Annotated in this window: 4 protein-coding genes and 1 pseudogene; all 5 read left to right on the top strand. The window is 60.8% G+C overall.

Features of this window, described 5'->3' with window-relative positions:
* Window positions 1–191: hypothetical protein (locus tag F6X39_RS36430; RefSeq protein WP_222945418.1), on the top strand; the 191-nt coding region annotated here is incomplete at its 5' end.
* Window positions 192–947: 756 nt separating this feature from the next.
* Entirely contained in the window at window positions 948–1,196 is a 249-nt protein-coding gene (locus F6X39_RS35640) for a YggL family protein (protein WP_262414934.1), read from the top strand.
* Window positions 1,144–1,287 carry a YggL family protein gene (locus tag F6X39_RS37240; RefSeq protein ID WP_262414933.1) on the top strand — a complete coding sequence of 48 codons (144 nt, stop codon included), beginning with the start codon at window positions 1,144–1,146 and terminating at the stop codon, window positions 1,285–1,287. Before F6X39_RS35640 ends, F6X39_RS37240 begins: the two co-directional genes overlap by 53 nt.
* A 643-nt stretch (window positions 1,288–1,930) precedes the next feature.
* Window positions 1,931–3,307, top strand: coding sequence for an ISNCY family transposase (locus tag F6X39_RS35635; RefSeq protein WP_262414932.1), 1,377 nt, complete (start codon window positions 1,931–1,933; stop codon window positions 3,305–3,307).
* A gap of 735 nt (window positions 3,308–4,042) precedes the next feature.
* Window positions 4,043–4,561: pseudogene (locus F6X39_RS35630) on the top strand (IS21 family transposase); the annotation flags it as partial.

Here is a 4,561-nt window from a genome sequence, read left to right as displayed (position 1 = left end):
GCGCCGTCAATTACCCGCTGACAATCCGAACGGAGCGACAACCATGTCCAACTGACAGCGACAAACATCTCGACCGACCGGCCAAGATGTTTGTCGGTAAACCGGACTTCCTGCTTGACGCTATCCACTCATGGCACTTTCGACGGCAGACCGCACATTTATACTCCGGCGCACTGTTTGATTACAACTGACGGGGGCGCGGGAAAACGACGACTCCACCTAAAGTCTCTACGAAACAACCTCAGCGCGTTTTGTTCCATCTAATGCAGGGGTCGCTTCAGGAAACGGACAATAAAGCACGAGTGCGACGTGAAGTCGCGCCAGTTATCGTCTCGGCCCGCACGGGATAGTGAGACTCGTTGTTCCCTCAGAGATAGCCTACCGGGGCGAGCGTGGCTGGTAACGGCCGGGTTCGGAGCCCTCGGGACAATGAAGTCCTTCGCATGAGAAGAGCGTGCCGCGAGGTACGCTCAATTGCTGCCAGCATCGGGCGGCAGGGACGCTAGGCTGGACAGGATGGTCAACGTAAGTGAACCGCCGCAACTTTCGTTAAATTTGACAAGCCCAAGATGCTGGCAGGCTTGGACCAAAAGGTATGTGACGGGTTGCTCGATACGTGCTGCGAGCAACAGGGACAGACAGTCACCGGAAGAAAGGCGGGACCTAAGCTGTTCGTGTAACTGGCGTGGAACTATGACGCCACGTCCTTTTCCGCCAGCAAGCGCTCTGTCAAAATCTGTTTTCTTGTGCCCGGCTTTTACCGGCGGCCGCCAAATAGCGCGCCCGACGCAAAGAAGGACATCCGGGTCAGCCCTCACTACCGCGGTCCGGAGATGGCAGATCTCGTCAACAAACCGTACATTGTGCGCTGAGCGACTTCCCGCTCTGCAACACCGAACCCCGCGCGCTGCGGCTGCTAATCAACCAGAAAATGGAAAGACGCTTCGATGAATAAACGACACAATCGCCGACAGCGGAAGAAGCTCCACCTCGGAGAGTTTCAGGAATTAGGTTTTTGCGTATCTGCCGTGCTAAACGAAAATACCTCGGCCGCTGAAGCTGAGCGAGCGTGCGACTCCTTCATCACCGACTGCATCGAGGCAAATCAGTTGGGATACGGCGGCGCTGTCGTTGACAAACTCCATGGATTCGTTGTTCCCCTTCGCCAACCGCGCTACAGCCACCGAGGCACATAGGGTTCTTGTACGTGACTGGCTGCGGGCGAGGCCGGAGTTCGTGTCTGTTGACGTCGGGCCGCTCGTCGATGCCTGGTACGGACACGACTAGGAAAGCGCGACGGGAACGTCTGACGTCTTGAATTCGGTTAATGGGCTATCGGTGCTGCGTTGGGCGGGCCAACGCCGGTTGACGATCTGGCGCAGGCGACTCAGTGATTCCAGGGCAGAACCAGTAGACGCTTTCGGCGAGACAAGTCCGTACACCGGCCGCGGAATCTCATCTGTCGGAAGCCGCGATTAACGTGTACGACAAAGAGTTCTTAGCGATCGCCCCGTGCATGCCAGACATGCAAGGCAAACGCCGCGCCTGTGTCATCACGTCCCGATGCGTCCTGCGTGAAGCGCTCGAAGCCGCGACAAAGGCGTTCATGAATGAGCTTGACCGATACACCATAACCGATCTCGCCCAACCGCGAGGTGAACTCGCCGCGTTCCTCAGAATACCGGTGGTACACGGCGTCACATCACGCCGACGCTAACAGCGGTTCGAACACTCGGGACTTTGATGCGCACTTGGGTTTGGCGAGTTCGAATCATCGCCTTGATTCTTTGGGATTACCATATTTGACATAATGTAATTTATCAACAAAATTGGTGTTAGTCCAAAGTTCAGATGTCGCGTTTCCGCTAAATTGAAATGTCGTGTTTGCGGGTTCAGGCTGGTGGCCAGCCTTCCTTAAGGAGCGCCGGCCATGAACGCATCTGGGACGATCACCATGTCGATGACCGAGCTGGACCGGCTGAAGGTGGTACAGGCCGTTTGCGAGCGGCGGCTGAAGCCGGGCCAGGCCGCGGACCGGCTCGCGTTGAGCGTGCGTCAGCTTGAGCGCCTGGTGCTGCGCTATCAGGCCGCAGGCGTTGCCGGACTGGTCTCCGGCAAACGCGGTCGGGCGGGCAACCATCAATTGTCCGACGGTGTGGCGCGACGCGCGCTGGCGATCATTCGCGAGCGCTATGCCGATTTTGGACCGACGCTGGCGTGCGAGAAGCTGCGTGAATGTCACGGCGTGATGCTCGCGAAGGAAACCGTGCGGCGCTGGATGCGTGAGGCCGGTCTGTGGATTCCCCGCAAGGACCGGCCGCCCAGGGTGTACCAGCCGCGCAACCGCCGCGCGTGCCTGGGTGAACTGATCCAGATTGACGGCAGCGATCACCGGTGGTTCGAGGACCGTGCGCCGGCCTGCACGCTGCTGGTGTTCATCGACGATGCAACGGGCCGGCTGATGGCGCTGCACTTCACGGCGACCGAGTCGACCTTCAGCTACTTTGAAGCGATCCAGCAGTACATCGAAACACACGGCAAGCCGGTGGCGCTGTATAGCGACAGGGCCAGCGTATTTCACTGCAACAGTCATTCGGTGACGCCTGGCAAGGGCGTCACGCAGTTTGGCCGCGCGCTGTATGAACTGAATGTGGACACGTTTTGCGCCAGTAGCAGCCAGGCGAAGGGCCGTGTCGAGCGCGCCAACCTGACGTTGCAGGACCGGCTGGTCAAGGAGTTACGGCTTCGCGGGATCAGCACGAAGGAGGCGGCCAACGCTTACGCGCCCCACTTCATCGCCGACTTCAATGGTCGGTTTGGCAAGGTACCGAGGAGCACGTTCGATGCGCACCGGCCGCTGCGGGTGGATGACGATCTCGATCTGATCCTGACGGTTCGTGTGCCGCGGCGCGTGTCGAAGGTGCTGACGGTGCAGTACGACCGGGTGATCTATCTGCTGGAGGATACGGTGGCGAACCGCCGCCTGATTCACCGTTATCTGGATGTGTTCGAGTATCCGGATGGGCGCATCGAGATCCGGGTGAATGGCGCTGCCCTGCCCTGTGTGCCGTATGACCGGCTCTCGGAGATCGATCAGGCGGCGGTGGTCGATAACAAGCGGCTGGGACGCACGTTGCAGCTGGCGCAGGTGATTCAGGCGCAGCGCGATGACCGGCGCGCGTCAGGCTCGCCATCGAGGACCAATCAGGGCGAGGCACCGCGTCCGAAGGAGCGTGTGAACGGCTGTGAGAAACCGACACTAGACGGCGGCATCGATCAGAGATACCGAATGGTCCAGGTCTGCTGAGCGGTTTGGTAATGGTTTGTGTGAAGTGCAGGAGGCGGCCACCGGCTGCGTCGGAAGGAGCCCGTAGGGCGCGTGCAGACGCAGCCGATTCGGCTTGCTTCAGGAAGAGGTGACGCTGAAGTCGGGATGCGGTAGAAGAAGGCTTACCGCCGAAGAAACAGGCTCGACACCGGCTCAAACCGCCAAGTTCACTCCGATGTCGAGCCCCACACGCGCACGGGGCACGGGTGCCGGGCCAGTATGGCACGACCCATTATTCCCGTCGATACCGTTTCGGCATTGACGGGGATTGCCGATGCCGGACACAGGCGGTCTGTTCGTGTGCGCCCGCTGCCGGGCGCAGGTCGTCGTTTGCCGCCGTTGCGACCGCGGCCAGATCTATTGCGACGGTGACTGTTCTGAGGTCGCACGCCAGGCCAGCATGCGCGTGGCCGGCCAGCGCTATCAGCGCAGTCGTCACGGCCGTTTCGCGCATGCCGAACGGATGCGCCGCTATCGCAACCGGCAGAATAAAGTGACGCATCAGGGTTCTGCTGTACCTGCCGCCGATGCTCTACTGGCACCGACTTCGACGACGTCGGCGGCAACAGCAGCGGTGTCCGCCACCGCCCCAGCTGTGCCTGAGCGTTGCCATTTCTGCCAATGCGTCTGTCCGGACTTCGTGCGCCTCGGGCCACTACGCCGTCGGGTCTTCCGTGATGTTCGTACTGCTACCTACTACACAGGAAGTGACCCATGACCATTGGAGTTGAACTCGAGGCGCAGATCCTGCGCTACTACCACGTCGAGAAGTGGCGCTGCGGCACCATCGCACGGCAGTTGCACGTGCACCGTGGCACGGTCCAGCGCGTGCTGGCGCAGGCCGGTCTGCCCCGCGTCGGCGGGATGCTCAGACCTTCGCAGATCGATGCCTACCTGCCGTTTATCCATGACACGCTCAAGAGGTTTCCGTCGCTCACGGCCAGCCGGTTGTATGCGATGGTCACCGAGCGCGGCTACCGTGGCAACCCTCATCATTTCCGGCACCTGATCGCGGTACACCGTCCGCGTCCTACACCAGAGGCTTATCTGCGGCTGCGCACCTTGCCTGGAGAGCAGGGCCAGGTTGACTGGGCCCATTTCGATCACTGCAGATCGGGCGCGCGCGCCGGCCGCTCATGGCCTTCGTCATGGTGCTGTCGTGGTCGCGGCAGATCTATCTGCGCTTCTTCCTCGATGCCCGCATGGACAGCTTCCTGGCGGGCCACGCCGGCG

It is taken from the genome of Paraburkholderia sp. UCT2, from assembly GCF_014397665.1.
In the GTDB taxonomy this organism is placed as follows: Bacteria; Pseudomonadota; Gammaproteobacteria; order Burkholderiales; family Burkholderiaceae; genus Paraburkholderia; species Paraburkholderia tuberum.
The sequence above is the reverse complement of the archived record's forward strand: the minus strand, read 5'-3'. Positions and strand labels throughout refer to the sequence as shown.

What these genes read in the sequence shown, in the direction of transcription:
- F6X39_RS35640 (WP_262414934.1), top strand. Translation starts at nt 948, where the DNA reads ATGAATAAACGACACAATCGCCGACAGCGGAAGAAGCTCCACCTCGGA.
- F6X39_RS37240 (WP_262414933.1), top strand. Translation starts at nt 1,144, where the DNA reads ATGGATTCGTTGTTCCCCTTCGCCAACCGCGCTACAGCCACCGAGGCA.
- F6X39_RS35635 (WP_262414932.1), top strand. Translation starts at nt 1,931, where the DNA reads ATGAACGCATCTGGGACGATCACCATGTCGATGACCGAGCTGGACCGG.